The sequence below is a fragment of the Kitasatospora phosalacinea genome (assembly GCF_000716545.1).
In the GTDB taxonomy this organism is placed as follows: Bacteria; Actinomycetota; Actinomycetes; order Streptomycetales; family Streptomycetaceae; genus Kitasatospora; species Kitasatospora phosalacinea.
Genome location: NZ_JNWZ01000019.1, coordinates 13,017 through 33,384, shown reverse-complemented (window position 1 = coordinate 33,384; position 20,368 = coordinate 13,017). Strand labels below are relative to the sequence as shown.

Annotated in this window: 22 protein-coding genes and 1 pseudogene; 5 read left to right on the top strand and 18 right to left on the bottom strand. The window is 73.8% G+C overall.

Features of this window, described 5'->3' with window-relative positions:
* Positions 1-271 precede the first annotated feature (271 nt).
* The 10 genes from mutM to OO48_RS12050 all read right to left on the bottom strand — a co-directional run bounded on the left by mutM (position 272) and on the right by OO48_RS12050 (position 9,917).
* A complete protein-coding gene (mutM, locus tag OO48_RS12090; protein WP_033215110.1) occupies positions 272-1,129 on the bottom strand; it encodes a bifunctional DNA-formamidopyrimidine glycosylase/DNA-(apurinic or apyrimidinic site) lyase in 858 nt (285 codons plus the stop codon).
* A gap of 11 nt (positions 1,130-1,140) precedes the next feature.
* Complete coding sequence (gene rnc / locus OO48_RS12085; protein ID WP_033215109.1) at positions 1,141-1,935, bottom strand: ribonuclease III; 795 nt, start codon at positions 1,933-1,935, stop codon at positions 1,141-1,143.
* Positions 1,936-1,955: 20 nt separating this feature from the next.
* Positions 1,956-2,129: a 50S ribosomal protein L32 gene (gene rpmF, locus OO48_RS36145; RefSeq protein WP_081952064.1), complete on the bottom strand. Its 174-nt coding sequence runs from the start codon at positions 2,127-2,129 to the stop codon at positions 1,956-1,958.
* A gap of 49 nt (positions 2,130-2,178) precedes the next feature.
* On the bottom strand, positions 2,179-2,772 hold the full coding sequence (locus tag OO48_RS12080; RefSeq protein ID WP_033215108.1) for a YceD family protein: 594 nt from the start codon (positions 2,770-2,772) through the stop codon (positions 2,179-2,181).
* 179 nt (positions 2,773-2,951) lie between these two features.
* Positions 2,952-4,124, bottom strand: coding sequence for a F0F1 ATP synthase subunit B (locus tag OO48_RS12075; protein WP_033215105.1), 1,173 nt, complete (start codon positions 4,122-4,124; stop codon positions 2,952-2,954).
* Positions 4,125-4,253: 129 nt separating this feature from the next.
* Positions 4,254-4,739 (bottom strand): pantetheine-phosphate adenylyltransferase, encoded by a 486-nt coding sequence (gene coaD / locus OO48_RS12070; protein ID WP_033215100.1) that lies wholly within the window; start codon positions 4,737-4,739, stop codon positions 4,254-4,256.
* Between the two features lie 32 nt (positions 4,740-4,771).
* The gene (gene rsmD, locus OO48_RS12065; RefSeq protein WP_033215098.1) at positions 4,772-5,356 is read right to left on the bottom strand and encodes a 16S rRNA (guanine(966)-N(2))-methyltransferase RsmD; all 585 of its coding nucleotides are present in this window, start codon (positions 5,354-5,356) and stop codon (positions 4,772-4,774) included.
* A gap of 98 nt (positions 5,357-5,454) precedes the next feature.
* Positions 5,455-5,964 (bottom strand): hypothetical protein, encoded by a 510-nt coding sequence (locus OO48_RS12060; RefSeq protein WP_033215096.1) that lies wholly within the window; start codon positions 5,962-5,964, stop codon positions 5,455-5,457.
* Between the two features lie 105 nt (positions 5,965-6,069).
* Positions 6,070-8,271, bottom strand: a complete 2,202-nt coding sequence (recG, locus tag OO48_RS12055) for an ATP-dependent DNA helicase RecG (protein WP_033215094.1) — start codon at positions 8,269-8,271, stop codon at positions 6,070-6,072.
* Positions 8,272-8,309: 38 nt separating this feature from the next.
* A complete protein-coding gene (locus OO48_RS12050) occupies positions 8,310-9,917 on the bottom strand; it encodes a DAK2 domain-containing protein (RefSeq protein WP_033215090.1) in 1,608 nt (535 codons plus the stop codon).
* Between the two features lie 242 nt (positions 9,918-10,159).
* Here OO48_RS12050 and rpmB point away from each other — a divergent pair, with 242 nt between their 5' ends.
* A complete protein-coding gene (gene rpmB / locus OO48_RS36140; RefSeq protein ID WP_014138233.1) occupies positions 10,160-10,345 on the top strand; it encodes a 50S ribosomal protein L28 in 186 nt (61 codons plus the stop codon).
* A 152-nt stretch (positions 10,346-10,497) separates the two neighbouring features.
* Here rpmB and thiD read toward each other — a convergent pair whose 3' ends face one another.
* The 3 genes from thiD to OO48_RS12035 form a co-directional block, all read right to left on the bottom strand.
* Positions 10,498-11,310, bottom strand: coding sequence for a bifunctional hydroxymethylpyrimidine kinase/phosphomethylpyrimidine kinase (gene thiD / locus OO48_RS12045; protein WP_033215088.1), 813 nt, complete (start codon positions 11,308-11,310; stop codon positions 10,498-10,500).
* Positions 11,311-11,341: 31 nt separating this feature from the next.
* The gene (locus tag OO48_RS12040; protein WP_033215086.1) at positions 11,342-12,367 is read right to left on the bottom strand and encodes a 6-phosphofructokinase; all 1,026 of its coding nucleotides are present in this window, start codon (positions 12,365-12,367) and stop codon (positions 11,342-11,344) included.
* Between the two features lie 139 nt (positions 12,368-12,506).
* Entirely contained in the window at positions 12,507-13,475 is a 969-nt protein-coding gene (locus OO48_RS12035) for a thiamine-phosphate kinase (RefSeq protein WP_033215084.1), read from the bottom strand.
* Positions 13,476-13,667: 192 nt separating this feature from the next.
* Between OO48_RS12035 and OO48_RS12030 the strand changes: the two genes are divergently transcribed.
* Both OO48_RS12030 and OO48_RS12025 read left to right on the top strand, forming a co-directional pair.
* The gene (locus OO48_RS12030) at positions 13,668-13,901 is read left to right on the top strand and encodes an Lrp/AsnC ligand binding domain-containing protein (RefSeq protein WP_033215082.1); all 234 of its coding nucleotides are present in this window, start codon (positions 13,668-13,670) and stop codon (positions 13,899-13,901) included.
* A gap of 19 nt (positions 13,902-13,920) precedes the next feature.
* Positions 13,921-14,460, top strand: a complete 540-nt coding sequence (locus OO48_RS12025; protein ID WP_051732042.1) for a DUF3515 domain-containing protein — start codon at positions 13,921-13,923, stop codon at positions 14,458-14,460.
* Between the two features lie 4 nt (positions 14,461-14,464).
* Here OO48_RS12025 and OO48_RS12020 read toward each other — a convergent pair whose 3' ends face one another.
* The 3 genes from OO48_RS12020 to OO48_RS12010 are packed head-to-tail and all read right to left on the bottom strand — an operon-like array spanning position 14,465 to position 17,436.
* Entirely contained in the window at positions 14,465-15,607 is a 1,143-nt protein-coding gene (locus OO48_RS12020) for a D-alanine--D-alanine ligase family protein (protein ID WP_033215080.1), read from the bottom strand.
* Positions 15,608-15,637: 30 nt separating this feature from the next.
* On the bottom strand, positions 15,638-16,621 hold the full coding sequence (locus OO48_RS12015) for an NAD(P)H-dependent glycerol-3-phosphate dehydrogenase (RefSeq protein ID WP_033215210.1): 984 nt from the start codon (positions 16,619-16,621) through the stop codon (positions 15,638-15,640).
* A gap of 14 nt (positions 16,622-16,635) precedes the next feature.
* Positions 16,636-17,436: a lysophospholipid acyltransferase family protein gene (locus OO48_RS12010; protein ID WP_051732041.1), complete on the bottom strand. Its 801-nt coding sequence runs from the start codon at positions 17,434-17,436 to the stop codon at positions 16,636-16,638.
* Between the two features lie 217 nt (positions 17,437-17,653).
* Here OO48_RS12010 and cofC point away from each other — a divergent pair.
* Positions 17,654-18,337 (top strand): annotated as a pseudogene (gene cofC, locus OO48_RS12005) (2-phospho-L-lactate guanylyltransferase); the annotation flags it as partial.
* A 319-nt stretch (positions 18,338-18,656) separates the two neighbouring features.
* Here cofC and OO48_RS12000 read toward each other — a convergent pair.
* Both OO48_RS12000 and OO48_RS11995 read right to left on the bottom strand, forming a co-directional pair.
* On the bottom strand, positions 18,657-19,049 hold the full coding sequence (locus OO48_RS12000) for a hypothetical protein (RefSeq protein WP_033215079.1): 393 nt from the start codon (positions 19,047-19,049) through the stop codon (positions 18,657-18,659).
* Positions 19,046-19,291, bottom strand: a complete 246-nt coding sequence (locus tag OO48_RS11995) for a hypothetical protein (protein WP_033215077.1) — start codon at positions 19,289-19,291, stop codon at positions 19,046-19,048. The genes OO48_RS12000 and OO48_RS11995 overlap by 4 nt, the downstream gene beginning before the upstream one ends.
* Before the next feature lie 152 nt (positions 19,292-19,443).
* On the opposite strand from OO48_RS11995, the gene OO48_RS11990 reads away from it, so the two are divergent.
* Positions 19,444-20,187, top strand: coding sequence for a GntR family transcriptional regulator (locus OO48_RS11990; RefSeq protein WP_033215075.1), 744 nt, complete (start codon positions 19,444-19,446; stop codon positions 20,185-20,187).
* Positions 20,188-20,368: the final 181 nt, after the last annotated feature.

The following is a 20,368-nucleotide window of genomic DNA, read 5'->3' as shown; positions in this document are numbered from 1 at the left end:
CGCTCGACCACCTGGACGCCGTCTTCGCCCCGCACGCCGAACGGCCCGTCACCGTCGACGGCTGCGCGCGCTGCTACACCGCAGCCGATCTCGCCCTGCGGGCCGGCGCGGGTGGCCGGAGCGCCGGCTGGAGGCGCGCCTCGGCTGGGACGACGCGTACGACGCCGCCCCGGAGTCGGCGCCGTGGCCGCTCCCCTCGACCCGGACTTCCCGGGCGCCCACCGGCTGCGGGAGGTGGAGCGGATCGCCTGGAGCTGAGCGCGCGGCGGGTTCAGGCCCGGGGCGGGCGCTGGCACGTGGGGCAGGAGTAGCTGGAGCGGTTCATCCAGGCGTCCCGGCGCATCGCGGTGCCGCAGCGGCGGCAGGGCAGGCCCGCACGGCCGTACGCGTCGAGGTCGCGGGAGAAGTAGCCGCTCTCGCCGTTGACGTTGACGTACATCGAGTCGAAGCTGGTGCCGCCGACCGCGAGCGCCGCCGTCATGACGTCCCGGGCGTGGCCGAGCAGTTCGAGCGCGGCGGAGCGGGTCAGGGCGGCGGTGGGGCGGTCGTAGTGCAGGCGGCTGCGCCACAGCGCCTCGTCGGCGTAGATGTTGCCGACGCCGCTGATCAGGGTCTGGTCGAGCAGGGCGCGCTTGACGGTGGTGCGCTTGGCGCGCAGCGCGCGGGCGAAGGCGTCGTCGTCGAAGCGGGCGTCGAGCGGGTCGCGGGCGATGTGGGCCAGCGAGAGCGGGGTGGCCTCGGGGTCGCCGGCCTCGGCCTCCTCGACGGCCAGGCCGCCGAAGGTGCGCTGGTCGACGAAGCGCAGCTCGGTGCCGCCGTCGGCGAAGCCGAGCCGGGCCCGCAGGTGCACGGAGGCGGGCATCTCCGGTTCCTGGACGAGGAGTTGGCCGCTCATGCCGAGGTGCCCGACCATCGACAGGCCGTCGCCGAGCGGCACCCACAGGTACTTGCCGCGGCGCTGCGGCTCGCCGAGCGTGCGGCCGCGGAGCAGGGCGGTGAACTCGTCGGCTCCGCCGGCCTGGCGGCGCACCGCGCGCGGGTGCAGCACCTGGACGTCGGCGACGGTGCGTCCGGCGGCCCAGCGGGCCAGACCGCGGCGGACGACCTCGACCTCGGGCAGTTCGGGCACGGCGGCCGCCGTCAGACCGTCGCGGCGGATTCGCCGGCGGGCCGCTCGACCTCGCGCGCGGCCTTGATGGCGCGCCAGGCGGACTCGGCGGCCTTCTGCTCGGCTTCCTTCTTCGAGCGTCCGTTGCCGGAGCCGTAGTCCTGGCCGGCCACCCGGGCGGCGGCGGTGAAGGTCTTCTCGTGGTCCGGGCCGGATTCGGTGACCACGTACTCGGGGACGCCCAGGCCGACGGCGGCGGTGAGCTCCTGGAGGCTGGTCTTCCAGTCGAGTCCGGCGCCGAGCTGCGCGGATTCCGCGATCAGCGGGTCGAACAGGCGGTGGACGAACTCGGTGGCCGCTTCCAGGCCCTGGTCGAGGTAGGTCGCGCCGATCACGGCTTCGACGGTGTCGGCGAGGATCGACGACTTGTCGCGGCCGCCGGTGCCCTCCTCGCCCTTGCCGAGCCGGATGAAGGCTCCGAGGTCCAGGCCGCGGCCGACCTCGGCGAGCGCGCGGGAGTTGACCACCGCGGCGCGGAGTTTGGCGAGCGTGCCCTCGGCGACCTCCGGGTGGAGGCGGTAGAGGGTGTCGGTCACCACGAGGCCCAGCACCGAGTCGCCGAGGAACTCCAGGCGCTCGTTGGTGGGCAGCCCGCCGTTCTCGTACGCGTACGAGCGGTGGGTCAGGGCGCGTACCAGAAGGGCGCGCTCGAGCGGGTACCCGAGGCGCCCTTCCAGGACGTCGTATTCGGTCGAAGCCGGCCCACCGCCCTTGCCCCCGTTGGTCCCGGGGTTCGGCTTGCGGGTGGAACTGCCAATGTCCGACATCGATCCGTGCACCCCGCCGATCAGACCGAGAGGACCTGGCGACGGTTGTACGTGCCGCAGCTCGGGCACGCGATGTGCGAGAGCTTCGGCTCGTGGCAGCGCTCGCACGCGACCAGCGCGGGCGCGACGGCCTTCCAGTTGGAACGGCGGTGACGCGTGTTGCTGCGCGACATCTTCCGCTTCGGAACAGCCACGGTAAATCTCCTGGTTCTACGGCGGGGCCCTCACGGGCCGCGCTGTGTCTTATTCCTCGTCACCCTCGTCGCCGGGGGCGGCGGAGAGTCCCTGCAGGGCCGCCCACCGGGGGTCGGCGGCATCGTGGTGGTGCGCCGGGTCGTCGCTCAGGCGGGCTCCGCACTCGGAGCACAGACCCAGGCAGTCGTCCTGGCACACCGGCTGCAGCGGCAGTGCGAGCACCACCGCGTCACGCAGCACCGGCTGGAGGTCGAACAGGTCGCCCTCCAGGCGGTAAGTCTCGTCCTCGGAATCCTCGTCGAAGTCGTCCCCCGCGACGGCGCGGTGACGTTCCTCGGACTCCGGGTAGTAGTACAGCTCCTGGAAGTCGACCTCCAGGTCGTCCTCCACCGGCTCCAGGCAGCGGGAGCACTCGCCGGCCACGTGGGCCTCGGCGGTGCCGGTGACCAGCACGCCCTCCACCACCGACTCCAGGCGGAGCTCCAGCTTGATCTCGCTCTTCTCGGGAACGCCGATCACGTCCGCGATGCCGAGTTCCGCGGGGGCCTCCAGGGTGCGGGAGACCTTGCGCAGCGATCCCGGGCGACGGCCGAGCTCGTGCGTGTCGAACACGAGGGGGTCGCGGTGGTCGAGGCGGTTCAAGGTTTCCTGACTTCCTGGGCGGCGGCGCGCATTCCTGCGCGGCGCGGACTTTCGGCTCTTGCGGTGTTACGGCGGTTCCCGCGGCCCGGCGGCCCGGAAGCGGGCGCACGGCGGACCCGGCGCGAACAGGCCGGAGTGGTCAGACTACCGGAGAGTCCGCGCCGAACCCAACTCGCCCCTCAGCGACCGCCCAGCTCCCGCAGCCTGGTCATGTCGATCACGCTGGTGTCGAAGAAGCTGGTCTCGTCCAGCCCGGCCTGCTGCTGCGGCAGCTGCGCGTGCTGCTGGGACTGCTGCTGCGCGTGCTGCTGGGACTGCTGGTGGTAGCCGTACGGGTCGGCGGGCAGCGGGTTGCCCCACTGGTCGAAGCCCTGCGGCTGCTGGTACTGCGGCTGCTGGTAGTACGGGTCCACCGGCTGCTGGTGCCCGTAGGGCTGGCCGTACGGGTCGGTCTGCGGGGCCGCGGCCGGGTCGTAGCCGCCGCCGTACACCTCGGCGTACTGCGGGGCCTGCGGCTGGGCGTACGGGTCCTCGCCGGGCTGCTGCCAGCCGGCCGCGGCCGGGGTCTGCTCGGGCCAGGACTGCTGCTGCGGGACGTCCGCGTACCAGTTCTGCGGCTGCTGGCCCTGGTCGCCCTCGGTGGCGAAGCCGGCCGCCACCGCCTCGGCGCGGTCCTTGAGCTGCTGGGCCTCGTCGGCGGCGGCCAGGTAGGCGCCCAGCTCGTCGATCGGGGCCTTGCCGAGCAGCTTGTCGCGGCCCTTGCCGACCGCCTCCAGGGTGGCGGAGAGCACCGCCTCCAGGGTGGCCAGCTTCACGTCGACGTACTCGTCGGCCTCCGGGCTGGGGCTGATCCGCGGCCGGAACTCCTCGCCGTCCTCGGTGCCGTCCGCCTCCGGCTCGTACACCCCGGACTCGCCGCGCAGCTTGTGCCGGCCGCGGCCGACCGCGCCCAGCGTCTTGGTGAGCACCACCTCGAAGTTGGCCAGCTTGGAGTCGACGTAGTCGTCCGCCTCGGCCAGCTTGGCCTGCACCTCGGCCCGGGCCTCGGCGAGGATCCGGTCCGCCTCGGCCTGCGACTGCCGGACCACCTCGGTGTCGGAGATCAGCGAACCGCGCTCGTCGTGCGCGCCGCGGATGATCTGGTCGGCCTGCGCCTGGGCGTCGGCCACCAGTTGCTGGTGGTCGGCCACCACCGACTGCGCCTGCGCGAGTTCGGCGGGCATCGCCTCCCGCAGCTCGCGGAGCAGTCCGGTCAGCTCGGCACGGTTCACCACGCAGGACGACGACATCGGCATCGCCTTGGCCTTCTCGACCACGGCGATGATCTCGTCGAGTTTCTGCTGCACGTCCACGGGCGTCTTCAGTCTTTCCGTGTGCCGCCGAGGTGCGGCGGAGGCAGTGCCCGAGGACCGCCGGCTGCGGCCCCGGGGCCGGGAGTACAGACTGTACGGCCACTCACCCCGCCGCCCGCAACGGCCGGGTCAGTTGCGGCGTTCGGCGATCCGCTCGACCAACCGCCGGTGCACCACGGGGGGCAGCAGGTGGGAGACGTCGCCGCCCAGCGAGGCGACTTCCTTGACCAGGCTGGAGGACAGGAAGCTGTACGTCGGCGAGGTCGGCACGAACAGCGTCTCCACGCCGGTCAGCCCGTGGTTCATCTGGGCCATCTGCAGCTCGTAGTCGAAGTCGCCGGCCGCCCGCAGGCCCTTGATGATCGCCGGGATGCCGCGCTCGCGGCAGAAGTCCACCAGCAGGCCGCTGTGCGACTCCACCTCGATGTTGCCCAGGTGGGCGGTGGTCTCCGCGATCAGCCCGATCCGCTCCTCGATCGAGAACATGCCCTGCTTGTTGCGGTTGATCAGCACCGCCACGTGCACCACGTCGTACAGCCTGGAGGCCCGCTCGATGATGTCGAGGTGTCCGTTGGTGATGGGGTCGAAGGACCCCGGACAGACGGCGCGGCGCATGGATGTGCTCCCTCGTGGGGCGTGGTGTTCTGCTACGAGTCTTGGTCAGTCCCGTCGGCGGCGCGACCGTACCAGAGCGTGCCCTCGCCGTACTTGCGCGAACGCAGCGGTTCGAAGCCGTCCGGCCAGCCGAACTCGCCGCCCCGGGTGCTGCGTTCCACGGTGACGAGAACGTGCTCGGACAGCCAGCCCCCGGAGCGGAGTGTGACCAGCATCTCGCGCAGCGCGGCGTCCTCCACCGCGTACGGCGGATCCAGGAACACCAGGTCGTAGGGGTCGGCCGGGGGCTCCCCCGCGATCACCTTCTCGGCCTTCTCCGCCCGCACCTCGGCGCCGGGCAGGCCCAGCGCGCGGACGTTCTCCCGCACCGTGCGCGCCGCGGCCGGGTCGGCCTCCACCAGCAGGGCGTGCGCGGCCCCGCGGGAGAGCGCCTCCAGGCCGACCGCGCCGCTGCCCGCGAACAGGTCGAGCATCCGGGCCCCGGCGATCGGCCCGGACAGCGCCTCGACGGTGGAGAACAGCGCCTCCCGCGCCTTGTCGGACGTCGGACGGGTGTTCCGGCCGGGCGGCACGGCGAGACGGCGGCCTCCGGCACGGCCGGCGATCACGCGAGGCATGGCGTTGGGTCCTTTGCGGGTGGGGGGTGCTGCGCGCCCGACCATAGCCGACCCGGTCGGCCGCGGCCGGGCGCGCGCCCGCCCGCTCCCCCGTGCGGCTACTCGTTGGAGGCGGCGCCCAGCAGCGTCGGCGAGGCGTAGCGCGACCAGGACAGGCAGCCGTCGGGCGGGCAGTACTCGGGGCGGCGCGGGTCGTGCCCGAGCTCGCGCAGCTTGGTGCGGACGGAGTCGGGCGTGCGGCCGTAGCGGGCGGCGATCCGGGCGATGGTGTCGCCGTCGTGGAAGCGGCGCACCAGCTCCTCCTCGTGCTGCGGCACCCAGGGGGCGCCGTGGCCGGGGTAGAGCTCGCGGAGCACGTCCCGGTCGGGGATCGGCTCGGAGACGTCGGCGACGATGGCCAGCGCGCGCAGGGCCCGGTTGAGCGCGATGCGCAGCGAGGCGACGTCCTCCACCGGGAGGCGGAGCTTGCCGGAGGCGACCGGGTTGGCGGAGTCTCCCTCGCGCCAGCCGGTCAGGGTGAGGGTGACTTCGCGGTCGTCCTCGCTGGCGACCTCGATCCGGAAGACCTTGTCGCCGAGCGGGAGCTCGTTGAGGTGACGGAATGCCATGCAATGACCCCCAATTCTCGCGCCGGGGACGCGACTTGGAGTGCGCCCCGAACAAGTACATCCTCTCGCGCGGCACTGACAACCGGGGTGTCCGAACGACCCGCCTCAGCCCTTCTCCAGGTACTCCGCGCGGTCCTCGTCGAGCAGGCTCTCCAGGGCGGTGCGCAGCTCGGGGTGGGCGTCGAGCCGCGGGTCGGCGGCGACCAGCCGGGTGGCCTCGGCCCGGGCGGTGGCGATGACCTCCTCGTCCTCCAGCACCGAGAGCACCTTCAGCGAGGACTTCACGCCGGACTGGGCCTGGCCGAGCACGTCGCCCTCGCGGCGCTGTTCGAGGTCGATCCGGGAGAGCGCGAAGCCGTCCAGGGTGCCGGCCACCGCGTCCAGCCGGGCCCGGGCGGCGCTGGCCGCGGGCATGTCGCTGACCAGCAGGCACAGCCCGGCGGCGGAGCCGCGGCCGACCCGGCCGCGCAGCTGGTGCAGCTGGGAGACGCCGAACCGGTCCGCGTCCATGATCACCATGACGGTGGAGTTCGGGACGTTGACGCCGACCTCGATGACGGTGGTGGCGACCAGCACGTCCACCTCGCCGGCGGCGAAGCGGCGCATCACGTCGTCCTTGGCGTCGGGCGCGAGCCTGCCGTGCAGGATCTCCACCCGCAGCCCGGCCAGCGGGCCCTTCACGAGCTTCTCGGCGGTCTCCACCACGGCCAGCGGCGGCCGCCGCTCCTCGCTGTCGGCGCCGCCGACCTCCTCGGGCTCCTCCTTGCGCTTCTTCTTCCCCTTCGCGGGCTCCTCCTCGTCCCCGATCCGCGGGCAGACCACGTACGCCTGGTGGCCCTTGCCGACCTCCTCGCGGACGCGCTCCCAGGCCCGGGCGAGGAAGTTGGGCTTCTCCAGGGCCGGGACGACGTGGGTGGAGATCGGCGAGCGGCCGGAGGGCAGCTGGTCCAGGACGGAGGTCTCCAGGTCTCCGAAGACGGTCATCGCGACGGTGCGCGGGATCGGCGTGGCGGTCATCACCAGCAGGTGCGGGGGCTGCTCGCCCTTGGCCCGCAGCGCGTCGCGCTGCTCGACGCCGAAGCGGTGCTGCTCGTCGACGACGACCAGGCCGAGGTCGGCGAACTGCACCCGGTCCTCGATCAGGGCGTGCGTGCCGATCGCGATGCCGGCCCTGCCGGAGGCCATGTCGAGCAGCGCGCCGCGGCGGGCGGCGGCGCCCATCGAGCCGGTCAGCAGGGCGACCCGGGTGCCGGTCTCGGAGCCGCCGATCATCCCGGCCTCGGCGAGGTCGCCCATCATCTCGACGATCGAGCGGTGGTGCTGCTGGGCGAGCACCTCGGTCGGGGCGAGCAGCACGGCCTGCCCGCCGGTGTCGACCACGGCGAGCATGGCGCGCAGCGCGACCAGCGTCTTCCCGGAGCCGACCTCGCCCTGGAGCAGGCGGTGCATGGGGTGCTCGGTGGCCAGGTCGGCGAAGATCTCGGCGCAGACCTTGCGCTGGCCGTCGGTGAGGGTGAACGGCAGCCGCTCGTCGAAGGCGTCCAGCACCCCGCCGGGGACGGGGCGGCGCGGGACGGCGGGCAGCGCGGAGTCGGCGGCCCGTCGCTGGGCCAGGGCGACCTGCAGGACGAACGCCTCGTCCCAGCGCAGCCGGTTCTGGGCGCGCTCCTTCTCGGCCTGGTCGTGCGGGCGGTGGATCAGCTCCAGCGCCTCGGGCAGCGGGATCAGGCCGTGCTCGGCGCGCAGTTCGGCGGGCAGCGGCTCGCCGACGTCGGCCAGGTGCTTGGTGAGCGCCATCTCGACGCACAGCGCGAGCTTCCAGCTGGGCAGCTGGGCGCTGGCCGGGTAGACCGGGATGAGCCTTCCGGCGAACTGCTCCGCCGCCGCGGAGCCCTCCTCGTCGTCGATCAACTGGTAATCGGGGGAGGCGAGTTGGCGGGTACGGTTGAACAGGCCGACCTTGCCCGCGAACAGGCCCTGCCGGCCGGGGCGCAGGTCCTTCTGCCGCCAGCCCTGGTTGAAGAACACCAGCGAGAGCTTCGAGCGGCCGTCGGTGACCACCACCTCCAGCCGGTCGCCCTTGCGGCCCCGGAACGGGATCAGGGTGACCTTCTCGATCCGGGCCAGCACGGTGACGTGCTCGTCCACCTCCAGCTCGTCCAGGCTGGTGAGCTGCCCGCGCTCGACGTACCGGCGCGGGTAGTGGTGCAGCAGGTCGCCGACCGTGCGCAGCTTGAGACTGTCGGCCAGCACCTTCGCGGTGCGGTCGCCGACCAGTTCCTTCAGCGGTTCATCGAGAGCGCCCATGGCGTCCCATTTCACACCACGGGACCGACGCTCCGGGCTCACTCCACCCCGATGAGCAGCGGGGCGGCCTCCCGCCCGCCCCGGTAGGCGACGGTGTCGACCTCGGGACGGGTGCGCCGGGCGTGCGCGATCAGCCGCTCGGCGAGGCCGTCGGAGATCTCGTCGCCGAGCACCAGGGTGACCAGTTCGCCGCCGGCCGCGATCATCCGGTCGAGCACGGTCAGCGCGGTCTCGGTGAGGTCGGCGCCGATCACCGCGACGTCGCCGTCGATCAGGCCGAGCACGTCGCCGGCCTGGCAGACGCCCGCCATCGTCCACGACTCGCCCTCGGCGACGGCGAGTTCGGCGTACCGGGTGGCGCCGGCCGCGGAGGTCATCGCCACCACGTCCTCGTCGAAGCGCCGCCCGGCGTCGTGCACGGCCAGCGCGGCCAGGCCCTGCACCGGGGAGCGGGTGGGCAGCACGGCGATCCGCACGCCCTCCTCGCGCAGCTGGTCGGCGGCCGCGCCGGCGGCGGGGCGCAGTTCGGGGTCGTTGAGCAGCAGCACCACCTCGCGGGCCCCGCAGCGGTGCACGGCGGCGACCAGTTCGGCGCTGGCGGGCGGGCGGTCCGGGTCGGCCGGCAGCACCACCGAGCCGGCCTGCTCGCACAGCTGCGCCAGCCCGCTGCCGGTCACCACGCTGAGCACCGCCCGCCCGTGCGAGACGCTCTCCTCGCGCTCGCCGGAGCGGGCCGCGGCCTCGGCGAAGTGGGTGATCCTGATCCGGTAGGGCCGCCCGGCCTCGACGCCCGCCTCGACGGCCGCGCCCGCGTCGTCCACGTGCACGTGGACGTTCCACAGGCCGTCGCCGCCGCCGATCACCAGCGAGTCGCCGAGCCGTCCCAGCCGCTCGCGCAGCGCGGGCAGCTGCTCGTCCCCGGCCTCCAGCAGGTAGATCACCTCGAACGCGGGGTGGCCCGGGCCGGGCGGGCGCTCGTGGCCCTCGCAGCCCGCCACCACCAGCGGGTCCAGCTCGCGGCGCAGCGCGACCGGCCCCATCGGCTGCTGCCCGGAGACGGCGTCCACCAGCGCGCCCAGCACCGCGACCAGGCCCCGGCCGCCCGCGTCCACCACGCCGGCCTCGGCCAGTGCGGAGAGCTGGTCGGGGGTGAGCAGCAGCGCCTGCCGGGCCGCCCGGTACGCCTCCTGGGCCTGGCCGGTCAGGTCGGCCGCGCCGCCGGCGGCCTTCGCGGCGGCGGCGGCGACCGTCAGCAGGGTGCCCTCCACCGGCTCGGCGACGGCCTGGTACGCCGAGCGGGCGCCGCGGTCGAGCGCGGCGGCCAGTTCGCCGCCGCCGGCCAGCACCTCGGCCAGGCCGCGCAGCCACTGCGCCAGGATCACGCCGGAGTTCCCGCGCGCCCCGATCAGCGCGCCGCGGGCGGCGGCGGCCGCGGCGGCGGCCAGCTCCGGTTCCTCGGCGGCGGCGAACACCGCGTCCAGCGCCTCGGCGGCGGACTCCACCGTCAGGTACAGGTTCGTCCCGGTGTCCCCGTCCGGAACCGGGTACACGTTCAGCGCGTCGATCTCCTCGCGGGCCTGGCCGAGGGCCGCCAGCGCGAGTCGGCACCAGGTGCGGACGGCCGGGGCGTCGAGGGTGTCCAGCACCAGGTCTCCTCCGGATGAACGCCACGGGAGCACGACGGGGCGCGGTGGCGAGGGGCGATGCTGGCAGGTTATCGGCCCCCGCGAGGGCGCCCGCCGCAGGCTCGTGCCCAGCTCGGGGGAACGATCACCCCCGCGATCGTGGTAGTTTCGTTGAGCGGGAGTCACCGTTGTATGCTCTCCCGGTTGCCTGGAACACCCCGGGCTAGTTCAAGTACCTGATCTGAAGTCTTGGAGTGACTCCTGTGGCTGCCAACTGCGACGTCTGCGGCAAGGGCCCGGGCTTCGGCAACAGTATCTCCCACTCGCACCGCCGCACCCCCCGTCGTTGGAACCCCAACATTCAGACGGTGCGCGCTGTGATCGGGCGGACGCCGAAGCGGCTCAACGTCTGCACCTCGTGCATCAAGGCCGGTAAGGTCTCGCGCTGACGCGCAGACCGGTACGCCGGTCACCTCTTTCCCGAAGCCGACCACACCCCTTCCGGGGCCGTGGTCGGCTTTTGGTTTTGCCGGACGCCGGGGAGCGGAGCCGGGGTCGGCGGAACCGCGGGTCCGGGCCCCTGCCTCCCCGCCCCGCACGCCTAGGCGTTCCCCCTGGCCTGCCAGAAGTGGTCCACCGGCCCGATGCCGGAACCCAGCGCGAAGCCGTGGGCGATCGCGCCGGTGACGTACGCCTTGGCGTGGGCGACGGCGAGCGGCACCGGGTCGCCGAGGGCGAGCCGGGCGGCGATCGCGCTGGCGAGGGTGCAGCCGGTGCCGTGGGTGTGGCGGTTGTCGTGGCGCGGGGCGCGGTACCAGTGGGCCTCGCCGTCGGGGCCGAGCAGCAGGTCGGCGGCCTCGCCCTCCAGGTGGCCGCCCTTGATCAGCGCCCAGTCGGGGCCGAGGTCGCGCAGGGCCTTCGCGGCGTCGAGCATGCCGTCCTCGCCGGTGACGGTGCGCCCGGTGAGCTGGGTGACCTCGTGCAGGTTGGGGGTGGCGAGGGTGGCGACCGGGAGGAGCCGCTCGCGCAGGGTGGTGACGGCGGCCGCGGCGAGCAGGGCGTCGCCGTGCTTGGAGACGCCGACGGGGTCGACGACGACGGGGGCCGGGGCGTCGGCGAGCAGCGCGGAGACGGTCTCGACGAGTTCGACCGAGGCGAGCATGCCGGTCTTGACCGCCTGGACGCCGATGTCGTCGACGACGCTGCGGTACTGGGCGCGGACGGCTTCGGCGGGCAGTTCCCAGTAGCCCTGGACGCCGAGCGAGTTCTGCGCGGTGACGGCGGTGATGACGCTCATGCCGTGGACGCCGAGGGCGAGCATGGTCTTGAGGTCGGCCTGGATGCCCGCACCGCCGCCGCTGTCGGAGCCGGCGACGGTGAGGACTCGGGGCGGGGCGGCGGCGAAGGTGCTCATGCGCCCCAACCTACCGACCGCGCCGGGCGGCTCAGAGCACGGCCTCGGATTCCGTCCAGCGGTCCTGCGGGACGGTCTTGAGCTGGACGACGGCGTCGGCGATCGGGGTGAGGTGGATCTCGGTGCCGCGCAGCGCGGTGAAGTGGCCGTAGGCGCCCTTGTGGACGGCCTCGACGGCGTGCCAGCCGAAGCGGGTGGCCAGCACCCGGTCGAGCGCGGTGGGGGTGCCGCCGCGCTGGGTGTGGCCGAGGATGACCGGCCGGGCCTCCTTGCCGAGCAGGTTCTCCAGCTCGATGGCGAGCCGGGTACCGATGCCGCCGAAGGTCTGGTGGCCGAACTGGTCGACCTGGCCGTGCTCGAAGCGCAGCGTGCCGGGCAGCGGCTGGGCGCCCTCGGCGACGGCGATGATGGCGAACTTCTTGCCGCGCTGGAAGCGCTCCTCGATCATCCGGGCGACGGCCTCGATGTCGAAGGGCTTCTCGGGGATGAGGATGCCGTGGGCACCGCCGGCCATGCCCGCGGTGAGGGTGATCCAGCCGGTGTGACGTCCCATCAACTCGACGACCATCACCCGCTGGTGGGATTCGGCGGTGGTCTTGAGCCGGTCGATGGCCTCGGTGGCGACGTGCACGGCGGTGTCGAAGCCGAAGGTGACGTCGGTGGCGTCGATGTCGTTGTCGATGGTCTTGGGGACGGCCACGACGGGCAGCCCGGCGTCGCTGAACAGCTTGGCGGCGGTGAGGGTGCCCTCGCCGCCGATGGCGATCAGCGCGTCGATGCCGATGTTCGCGGCGAGTTCGCGGGAGTTCTCGACCGCCCAGCGGATCTTCTCGCGCTGCACCCGGGCGGAGCCGAGGATCGTCCCGCCGAGGGTGAGCAGGCCGGTGACGTCCTCGTGCGAGATGGGCCGGGCGCGGCCCTCGATCAGTCCGAGGAAGCCGTCCTCGATGCCGAGGATCTCGTCGCCGTGCACGTCGGTGCCGCGGTGCACGACGGAGCGGATGACCGCGTTGAGGCCGGGGCAGTCGCCGCCGCTGGTGAGAACGCCGATTCGCATGGTGGCTGTGCTCCTGCTCCTGGGGGTGCGCCCCCGCGTACGTAGGTGGACCGGACCGTCGACGCTGTCGGTCCGCCCGACAGGCGCAACCCTACGCGCTCGGGGGCCGTACCAGCCGGTAGCCGTACGGCAGCGCGGGCTACTGCTCGGCGAAGTGGTCCCAGCCCGCGGTGCGGTCCCAGGGGGCGCCGTCGACGGTGACGGTGCCGCCGCGGCCGGGGCGGGCGGTCCGCACGACCTCGCCGATGACCCGCCAACGGGCGGGCAGCGCGGTCGACTTGGGGAAGGTCGCGACGATGGCGTGGTCCTCGCCGCCGGACAGCACCCACACCAGCGGGTCGACGCCGACGGCCTGCCCGATGTCGGCCATCTGCGCGGGGACGTCGAAGTCGGCGGCCCGCAGCTCGATGTCGACGTCGCTGGCCCGGGCGACGTGGCCGAGGTCGGCGACCAGGCCGTCGGAGACGTCGACCATGGCGGTGGCGCCGAGCTCGCTGGCGGCCGGGCCCGCGTGGTACGGCGGTTCGGGGCGGCGGTGGGCCTCGACGAAGGCCCGCGGGGAGCGGAAGCCGCGCTGCAGGACGGTCAGTCCGGCGGCGGACCAGCCGAGCCAGCCGGTCACCGCGACCACGTCCCCGACCTGCGCGCCGGAGCGCACCACCGGGCGCCGGCCCTGCAGGTCGCCGAGCGCGGTGATGGCCAGCGTGATGGTGTCGCCGCGCACCACGTCGCCGCCGACCACGGCGGCGCCGGCCACCTGGCACTCGTCGCGCAGCCCGTCCATCAGCTCGGTGGCCCAGGTGGTGGGCAGGTCGGCGGGGGCGACCAGGCCGAGCAGCAGGGCGGTCGGGACGGCGCCCATCGCGGCGATGTCGGCCAGGTTCTGCGCGGCGCACTTGCGGCCGACGTCGTACGCGGTGGACCAGTCGCGGCGGAAGTGCCGGCCCTCGATGAGCACGTCGGTGGTGGCCACCACCCGCCCGTCGGGCGCCTTGACCACGGCCGCGTCGTCGCCGGGCCCGAGCTCCACCGCCGGGGTCATCGGCAGCCGCGCGGTCAGCTCCCGGATGAGCCCGAACTCGCCGAGTTCGCCCACGGTCCCCTGCATCAGTCCGTCTCCTCCGCGTTCCCCGTTTTGTCCGATTGGATGTTCGCCCCGTGTCCCGGGGACCGCCGTCCCCGCGCCGCAGCGTACGCCTTCCGGACCCTCCGGGGTCTCCCCCGTCCGCGCCCCCGCGCGGTAGCGTGGTGATCAGACTGACGGTCGCAACTCCCCCACCCAGCCGCCTGGAGGTCCACCGTGGTGCAGGCGTACATCCTGATCCAGACCGAGGTGGGCAAGGCCACCGCGGTAGCCGAGTCCATCGCCGGGATCGCCGGGGTGATCACCGCCGAGGACGTGACGGGCCCCTACGACGTGATCGTCCGGGCCGAGGCGGAGTCGATCGACGAGCTGGGCCGCCTGGTGGTGGCCAACGTGCAGCAGGTGGAGGGGATCACCCGGACCCTGACCTGTCCGGTGGTGCGACTGTAAGGGTCCTTACCATCGGGGGATGGCCTTCCGCGAGCTGTTGAACCGCCTGCCCGCACCCGTGCGCTGGCTGGCTCCCCCCGCCGTGCTGCTGGCGGGCACGGCGGGGCTGGTCGCCGCCTGGAGCGGTGAGCCCGACGTCACCCCGCCGGTGCCGTCCGCCGAGGCCGCCCGGTACTGCGCGGCGCTGGACGCCGCGCTGCCCGCCGAGGTCCTGGGGCACGCCCGCAAGGACCCGGCCCCCGCCTCGCCGTACACCGCCGCCTGGGAGACCTCCCCGCGCACCGTGCTGACCTGCGGCGGGGACCGGCCGGACTTCCTGGACGACAGCACCCGCAAGGGCCCGTGCGTCAACGAGGTCGGCTGGGGCATGGCCGAGGACGGCGACGGCGGCTACCGGTTCGCCACCGGGATGCGGATGGCCTACGTGGAGGTGCACGTCCCGAAGGGCGCGTACGCCAACTACGCGGACCCGCTGGCGTACCTCGCCGACGCCGTCCGGTCGAGCGTCCCGGTCATCAGCGGGAAGCCCGACTCGGACTGCCTGGACGGGGCGTCCTGAGGCGTCAGCGCAGGCCGGTGGAGCGGCGCAGCGCGGCGGCCAGCAGGCGGTCGATCAGCTCGGCGTAGGGCACGCCGGTGGCCTCCCACATCTTGGGGTAGGCCGAGATCGGGGTGAAGCCGGGCATGGTGTTGATCTCGTTGACCATCCACCGGCCGTCGGCCAGCAGGAAGAAGTCGACCCGGGCCAGGCCCTCGCAGCCGAGGCCCTCGAACACCTCGACGGCCTGGCGGCGGATCCCGTCCCGCTCGGCGTCGGTGAGGTCGGCGGGGATGCGCACCTCGGAGGAGTCGATGTACTTGGCCTCGAAGTCGTAGAACTCGAAGTCCCCGTCGACCAGCACCTCGGCGGGGACGGAGGCGCGCGGGCCGTCCTCGAACTCCAGCACGCCGCACTCGATCTCGCGGCCCTCGACGCCCCGTTCCACGATCACCTTGGGGTCGTGGCGGCGGGCCTCCTCGATCGCGGCGTCCAGGTCGGCGAGGTCCTTGACCTTGGTGATGCCGATCGAGGAGCCGGCCCGGCAGGGCTTGACGAACAGCGGCAGGCCGAGCCCGGCGATCCGCTCGCGGGCGGCGGCGCGGCCGGCCTCGGACTCCCACTCGCGCGGCTTGAGCACGGTGTACTCGCCCGCGTACAGGCCGAGCGACTCGATGATCCGCTTGGTGAACTCCTTGTCCATGCCGACCGCGGAGGCCAGCACGCCGGAGCCGACGTAGGGCACGCCGGAGAGCTCCAGCAGGCCCTGCAGGGTGCCGTCCTCGCCCCACGGGCCGTGCAGCAGCGGGAGCACCACGTCCACCTCGCCGAGGACCTTCGGCGCGGCGCCGGGCTCGCTCCACACCACGTCCCGGCTGCCGGGGGCGAGCGGCAGCGCCACCTGGCCCTCGGTGGACTCGGCGACCTGGTCGACGTCGGGCATCCGCCCGTCGGTGATGGCCATCCGGGCCGGTTCGTCTCCGACCAGGGCCCAGCGGCCCTCGTGGGTGATGCCGATCGGCAGCACCTCGTACTTGCTGCGGTCGATCGAGCGCAGCACGCTGGCGGCGGTGACCACGGACACGCCGTGCTCGGAGCTGCGGCCGCCGAAGACGATCGCGACGCGCGGCTTGGCCGCCTGGTTCGGGGAGGACTGTTCGATGCTCATATCGGCGTTGAGACTACCGTCCGATTCCGGTCACCGGCGCTCAGGCTTGGCCGAACGGGACATCAGTCCCTTCAGCACCTCCTGCGTCGGCCGCCCCTTGTGCACCACGTCCACCACGGCCTCCACGATCGGCATGTCCACCCCGTTGCGCCGGGCCAGGTCGAGCACCGACTCGCAGGACTTCACGCCCTCCGCGGTCTGGCTGGTGGCGGCGATGGTCTCGGCCAGCGTCATGCCGCGGCCCAGGTTGGTGCCGAAGGTGTTGTTCCGGGACAGCGGCGAGGAGCAGGTCGCCACCAGGTCGCCCATCCCGGCCAGCCCCGCGAAGGTGTGCGCGTCGGCGCCCAGCGCCAGGCCCAACCGGGTGGTCTCGGCCAGCCCGCGGGTGATCAGCGTCGCCTTGGTGTTGTCGCCCAGGCCCATGCCGTTGGCCATGCCGACCGCCAGGCCGATCACGTTCTTCACCGCGCCGCCCAGCTCGCAGCCCACCACGTCGGTGTTGGTGTACGGGCGGAAGTACGGGGTGTGGCAGGCCTTCTGGAAGCGCTTGGCGACCTCCTCGTCGGTGCACGCCACCACGGTCGCGGCGGGCTGCCGGTTGGCGATCTCACCGGCCAGGTTCGGCCCCGACACCACCACGACCCGCTCCGGGCCGACCCCGGCGACCTCCGAGATCACCTCGCTCATCCGCTTCACGGTGCCGAGTTCGACGCCCTTCATCAGGCTCACCAGCGCCGTCTGCGGCTCGATCAGCGGCGCCCACAGCGCCAGGTTGTCGCGCAGCGTCTGGGACGGCACCGAGAGCACCGCGAAGTCCGCGCCGGCCAGCGCCTCGGCGGCGTCCGTGGTGGCCCGGATGCCCGCGGGCAGGGTCAGCTCCGGCAGGTAGTCCCGGTTGACGTGGTCCCGGTCGATCGCCTCGACCAGCTCCGGGCGGCGGCCCCAGAGCGTCACCTCGCAGCCCGCGTCGGCCAGGATCATCGCGAAGACGGTGCCCCAGGAGCCCGTCCCCATCACCGCGCAGCGGGTCACCGGCCGCCCTCCTCGGCGGCGCGCTCGCGCTTGGCCTGGGCGGCCGTGGCCCGCTCCCTGGCGGCCTTGCGCATGTCGTAGCGCTCCTTCGGGGCCTGCTCGCCGCGGACGTCCTCCAGCACGGCGGTGATCGCGGCCATGATGTCGTCGGTGGCGTCCCTGAGCACCTGGGCGGTCAGTTCCTTCCCCTGGTACTTGCTCAGGTCGACCGCCGGGCCGGCCGCGACCACCACCCTGTGCCGCGGGAACAGGCGGTACTTGCCCTTGCCCTTGCCGTACGGCGGGATGATCTCGTGCGCGCCCCAGTGCGCCACCGGGATCACCGGCGCGCCGGTCATCAGCGCGACCCGGGCCGCGCCGCTCTTGCCGGTCATCGGCCACAGGTCCGGGTCCCGGGTGAGGGTGCCCTCCGGGTAGAACTGCACGCACTGGCCGCCGTTGACCGCGTCGATCGCGGCCCGGAACGCCTCGGCGGCGTCGGTGGAGTCCCGGAACACCGGGATCTGGCCGGTCTTGCGCAGCATGAAGCCGATGAACGGCACCGAGAACAGCGAGGACTTGGCGAGGATCCGCGGCGGGCGGCCCGAGTTGTACTGCCAGTGCGCGTAGAACACCGGGTCGATCACCGAATTGTGGTTCACCGCGGCGATGAACCCGGACTTCTCGGGCAGGTGCTCCCAGCCGCGCCACTCCGCCTTTGCCAGGGCGTTGGTCACCGGCTTCACGAGCACCGCCGCGAAGCGGTACCAGATCCCGTAGTCGGCGTTTCCGAACCTGGCGTTAGAGCGGCGGGCCACCCCTGCTCCTCCTCATCCGTGCGGCGCCCCGTAACTGCGCCGCGGTATCTCCTCGCCGGGGCCGACCGGCGGCTCCGAGGCGCCGACCAGTCTCGCCCGGGAGCCGAGCCTGTGTCGAGCAGCCACCACCGCCACCGGTCGACCCGTCCCCGGCCCGCCGCCCCGGGCGCCGGGACACGCTGGCCAGGGCTCCCCGGCCGACGCCACAATGGCGCCGATGACAGAGGACACCGTACGCCCCGCCGCCATCGGGCCGACCGCCCCGGGGCGGCCCCGGCCGGAGCGGGCCCGACCGCGGACCGGCTGGTCGGTGGTCGTCCCGGTCAAGCCGCTCGCCGGGGCGAAGAGCCGGCTGGCCGCGCTCGGCGCGCTGCGGCCCCGGCTGGCCCTCGCGTTCGCGCTCGACACCGTCACCGCCGCGCTGGCCTGCCCCGCGGTCGGACGCGTCCTGGTGGTCACCCGGGACGCGCGCGCCGCCGGGGCGCTGCGCGCGCTGGGAGCCGAGGTGCTGGACGACGAACCGGGCGGTCTCAACCCGGCGCTCGCGCACGGCGCCGCCGCCGCCCACCGCCGCTCCCCCGGCTCCCCCGTCGCCACCCTCTCCGCCGACCTGCCCGCGCTGCGGCCCGCCGAGCTCGCCCGCGTCCTGGCGGCGGTGCCCGTGCGGGGGCGGGCCTTCCTGGCCGACGCCCCCGGCACCGGCACCGTCCTGCTCGCCGGGCCGCCCCGCGAACCGCTGCGCCCCGCGTTCGGACCCGGCTCCCGGGACGCCCACCTGGCCGGCGGCGCCGCCGAACTGCTGCTCCCCGGCGCCCCCTCCGTCCGCCGCGACGTCGACACCCCGGCGGACCTGGCCGCCGCCCACCTGCTCGGCCTCGGCCCGGCCACTTCCGCCCTGCTCCGAAGCCCTATGCTGGCTCCCATGCAGGCCACCGCGTTCAGCTTCGACCCCACGACCCGCTCCGGCTCGGTCCTGCTCGACGACGGCACGCCCGTCCCCTTCGACGCGCCCGCCTTCGACGCCGGCGGCCTGCGCCTGCTCCGGGCCGGCCAACGGGTGCGCATCCGCACCGCGGGCGAGGGCGCCGACCGCCGGGTGGTCTTCCTCACCCTGCAGACCTTCCCGGACCCGGAAGCCGACTGAGCCGCCCGCCGGGCCCGGCACCCGCCGACCGCGCCGACCGCCCACCGCGCCGGACGGCGCCCGCCACCGCCCGCCGTCAGGCGCCGCGCCGCCGCCCGGGCCCCCGGCCGCGCCCGTCGCCCGAGCCGTCCGCGCGCAGCGCGGCGACCTCCGGCGAGTCGACCAACTTGAGCGGGGCGCAGACCTGTTGGGGCGTCCCGTGCTCCCCCGGGACGACGCTGATCAGCCTGGTCCGGCCGAGCAGGGCGAAGCCGAGCTGCAGCCGCCCGTCCCGCGCCAGGAACGCCTCGGTGCGCTCGACCGCGCCCGGGCCGAGGAAGTAGCGGTAGGCCTCGAACTGCGTCCAGCCCAGCGGCAATGTGTTCAGCGTCCACCAGAGCGAGGCCAGGGCGGGGGCCAGGGCGGGGAACGAGGTCGGCTCGGTGATCCCCTCGATGGCAACGGTGTAGCCGGGCGGCGTGTCCTTCACGATGGCTCCTGCGGCGGGTCGAATTCGGCCCAGACGGTGTGGGTGCGCGTGCGGTAGCGGTGCCCGTAGCGGTCGGCCCGGCGGAGCAGGTCGAGGACCGCCCGGTGGTCGTGCGTCTCCGGCTCTCCGGGCAGCTCCGCTTCCACTCGGTAACCGCCGTCGGGCAACTGGCTGATCCTGGCTTCGGCTCCGGTGGCCCCCGCGAGCCCGGATGCGAGGTCGAACACCCTCGTGCTCCGCATGCCACACCTCTCCCCGAAGTCAGCTCATCACTCGCAGTGAATCTGAAGCATTAGATTTCACCTAATGCATTAGGTTGTCAAGCCGAACCACCCGTCCTGATCACCCGTCCTGCCGCGACCCGGCAGGTCCGCCCTCCCCCGGGAGATGCCAGATGCCCAAACAGGACCCTCCGTACCGCCGCATCGCTGACCACCTGCGCCGCCGGGTGCTGGCCGGGGAGTGGAAGGTCGGCGAGCGGTTGCCGTCCCGGGCCAAGATGGCCAAGAGCTACGACGTGGGGACGAACGTGGTCCAGCGGGCCCAGGAAGTGCTCATCAACGAGGGCCTGCTGGAGGGCAAGACCGGCTCGGGCACCTACCTCCGCGTCCCGAAGCCGCGCCTGCCGATGGTGCGCACCCGGGCGGTGGAGGACTTCCCGGCCGCGCCGGGGCCGGACGGCGAGTGGGAGTCGGAGACCGCGGCCCTCGTCCCGGCCACCGAGGAGGTGGCCCGGCGGCTGCGGATCGAGCCCGGCGCCCTGGTGGTGCACACCCGGTACGAGTTCCTGCTGGAACGGCGGATCGTCCAACTCGCCGACTCCTGGGAGCCGATGGCGCTCACCGACAAGAGCCCGGTGACGATGCCCGGGTACGGCCCGATGCACGGTCGGACGGTGGTGGCCCGGATGGCCTCGATCGGGATCCGGGTGGTGCGGGCGGTGGAGCGGCCGCGCCCCGCGCGGGCGACGGCGGAGCAGTCCACGCTGCTGGGGATCGGCTCGGGCGATCCGGTGACGGTGATCGAGCGGACGTACCTGGACGATTCGGGGCGGCCGGTGGAGACCGCGGATCTCGTCATTCCGGATTCCCGCTGGGAGATCTGCTACGAGCTGCCGGTGGAAGCGCCGCAGGAGTAATTCCCGCCGGTTCCGCGCTTTTCCCCGCGCCCTGCGGCGCCCTGACGCCGCGTCGTTCCGACGGCCGCTCAGTTCGCCCGGCCGGGCGCGTCGGGAGCGCCGGTCCGCCGGTCGCGCCGGTCCGCCCGGGCCGCCGGGCACGGGGCGGCCGGAAAAAGGACGCGCCGGTCCGGACCCGGGG

Excerpts from the sequence above, each read along its gene's own strand:
- OO48_RS12015 (WP_033215210.1), bottom strand. The coding sequence starts at position 16,621 with ATGGGGACGGGCTCCTGGGGCACCGTCTTCGCGATGATCCTGGCCGAC.
- rsmD (WP_033215098.1), bottom strand. The coding sequence starts at position 5,356 with ATGCCTCGCGTGATCGCCGGCCGTGCCGGAGGCCGCCGTCTCGCCGTG.
- recG (WP_033215094.1), bottom strand. The coding sequence starts at position 8,271 with ATGGGCGCTCTCGATGAACCGCTGAAGGAACTGGTCGGCGACCGCACC.
- thiD (WP_033215088.1), bottom strand. The coding sequence starts at position 11,310 with ATGAGCACCTTCGCCGCCGCCCCGCCCCGAGTCCTCACCGTCGCCGGC.
- OO48_RS12025 (WP_051732042.1), top strand. The coding sequence starts at position 13,921 with ATGGCCTTCCGCGAGCTGTTGAACCGCCTGCCCGCACCCGTGCGCTGG.
- OO48_RS11990 (WP_033215075.1), top strand. The coding sequence starts at position 19,444 with ATGCCCAAACAGGACCCTCCGTACCGCCGCATCGCTGACCACCTGCGC.
- rnc (WP_033215109.1), bottom strand. The coding sequence starts at position 1,935 with ATGTCGGACATTGGCAGTTCCACCCGCAAGCCGAACCCCGGGACCAAC.
- OO48_RS12035 (WP_033215084.1), bottom strand. The coding sequence starts at position 13,475 with ATGCAGGGGACCGTGGGCGAACTCGGCGAGTTCGGGCTCATCCGGGAG.
- OO48_RS12020 (WP_033215080.1), bottom strand. The coding sequence starts at position 15,607 with ATGAGCATCGAACAGTCCTCCCCGAACCAGGCGGCCAAGCCGCGCGTC.
- OO48_RS12060 (WP_033215096.1), bottom strand. The coding sequence starts at position 5,964 with ATGGCATTCCGTCACCTCAACGAGCTCCCGCTCGGCGACAAGGTCTTC.
- coaD (WP_033215100.1), bottom strand. The coding sequence starts at position 4,739 with ATGCGCCGCGCCGTCTGTCCGGGGTCCTTCGACCCCATCACCAACGGA.
- OO48_RS12040 (WP_033215086.1), bottom strand. The coding sequence starts at position 12,367 with ATGCGAATCGGCGTTCTCACCAGCGGCGGCGACTGCCCCGGCCTCAAC.
- OO48_RS11995 (WP_033215077.1), bottom strand. The coding sequence starts at position 19,291 with ATGCGGAGCACGAGGGTGTTCGACCTCGCATCCGGGCTCGCGGGGGCC.